This window comes from Mycobacteriales bacterium, assembly GCA_036497565.1.
In the GTDB taxonomy this organism is placed as follows: domain Bacteria; phylum Actinomycetota; class Actinomycetes; order Mycobacteriales; family QHCD01; genus DASXJE01.
Genome location: DASXJE010000308.1, coordinates 1 through 1,882, shown reverse-complemented (window position 1 = coordinate 1,882; position 1,882 = coordinate 1). Strand labels below are relative to the sequence as shown.

General features: G+C 73.1%; 1 protein-coding gene. It reads right to left on the bottom strand.

Going from position 1 to position 1,882, the window contains the following annotated elements; genetic code table 11:
- Positions 1 to 1,839 (bottom strand): sigma-70 family RNA polymerase sigma factor (locus VGH85_23760; GenBank protein ID HEY2176836.1); only part of this gene is annotated, 1,839 nt, incomplete at its 3' end.
- Positions 1,840 to 1,882 lie beyond the last annotated feature (43 nt).

Here is a 1,882-nt window from a genome sequence, read left to right as displayed (position 1 = left end):
CAGGCTCGGGAGCGACGTAGAGATGGTCGGCAACGAAATCGGGAGGTTGGGCAGCGACGCGTTGACCAGCGGCAGTGCAACCGCGGACTGTGCGGAGTGCCCGCTCGAGTCGCGGACACTGATGTTCACCAGGCCACCGTTTAGGTTCACCTGGGACAGCGGCAGCGGGACGCTCACCGACACGCCGGGGAGCAGCGCGGGCAACGCGCAGTGCGCCGCTGCGCCGCCTCCGTTGCACGCGCCGGTGACCCGGGAAAGAACTCCGGTCGGCAGGCTCACGTCCAAGGAGACGCCGGTCGCCGTCGTACGGCCGGCGTTGTGCAACGTCACGGCGAGACCGCTGACCGTTCCGCGGACGAGGCTGCTGACCGCGACCGTCGGTGCCGTGAGGTTGACGGCGGGCGTGATCTTCAGCGACGTCGAGCCTCGCCCGGACGCGTTCTGAAGCGAAACGCCGACCGGCCCGGACAGCGACACGTTGGGCAGGGATACGCCGACCGGCCCGGCGGCGAGGGGGAGTCCCGCGATCCGGAGACCGTTCTTCGCCGAGGTGCCGCCCACCTGCAGGCCCGCCGGCTGCACGCCGGAGGCCGGTGCAGTCTGACGCTGCGCCTGTCCGGAAGCCGACCCCGGACCCGACTGCGCCGGGACACTACGGCTGGATGGAAGTCCTGGTACGGCGGCGGTCGCCGACCCGCTTCCGCCGCCACCCACGACGAGCCCGGCGACGACGGTCCCGACGACCGCGGCGCTCGTCGCGCCGGCGGCGACTTGGGCCGCCCCGATGGCGGGCAGGCGCGCCAGGCCCCAGAGCGCACCCTTTACGGCACCTGCGCCCGCGATCACCGAACCGACGGCACCGGCTGAGCCCGCGGCGCCGACCGAGGTCGATGACGTACCGGCGGCCGACGACGTGCCGGCTTCGGCGCTGGATGCCGCCGATCCACCGGTGCCGGCCGCCGAGCTGCCCGCCGCGCCGGCGCCGGATCCGGCCGATGCCTTGCTGGCCTTGAGGTAGCCCGCGACGAGCGGAGCGCCGAGCACCAGGGGGGCGATGATCCCGCGCAGACCGCTGTTGATGTCGAGCAGTTCGTCGGCCAGCGCACGGCAGTCGGCACAGCCGGACAGGTGCCGCTCGACCCGCACGGCGTCGCGCCGCGCCAGCCCGTTGCGGGTCCACGCGCCGAGGTTTTCCACCGTGATCTGGCAGGAGCGGTCGGTGGCCGTCGACAGGTGTACCTGCAGATAGGCCTGGCGCAGACCCTCGCGGGCCCGGTAGGCCAGGGCGGACACGGCGTTCGGGCTCAGCCCGAGCAGCGGCGCGACGTCGGCCGGTTCGGCGCCCTCGACCTCGGTGTGCCACAGGACGGTCTGCCAGCGTTCGGGCAGTCGCGCGAAGGCCCGGGCGGCCAGCGTCGACTCGAGCCCGGAGAGCGCGGTGTCGTCGAACGGTACGCCGGGGTCGTGCTCGTCCATGTCGTCGCTGAGGGTCAGACGGCGGTCGCGGCGCGTCTTGTCGTAGAAGGTGTTGCGGACGGTGGTCAGCAGGTAGGGCCGGAACGCCGTCTCCGGACCTCCTCCGGACCGGAGTACGTCGAGCACGCGGGCGAACGCCTCGGCCACCAGGTCGTCGGTGTCGGCGTCGCTGCGGGTGAGCTGGCGCGCGAGGTTGCGGGCGGCATCGGCGTGCCGTTCCCAGAGCTGGCCGTAGGCCGCGCTGGTCAGGTCGGTCTCGTCGGTCTCGGTCCTGAGCCGGAGCCGCCGTCGCGGGGCGACGGGGCCACGCGCGGCGGCGATGAGTTCGGTATCGGTCAGGGACTCGGTCGGGGTGGTGGTCACGAGCCTCCCTCGCGATGGCGTGCCTGCGACTTACCCGCTCGGG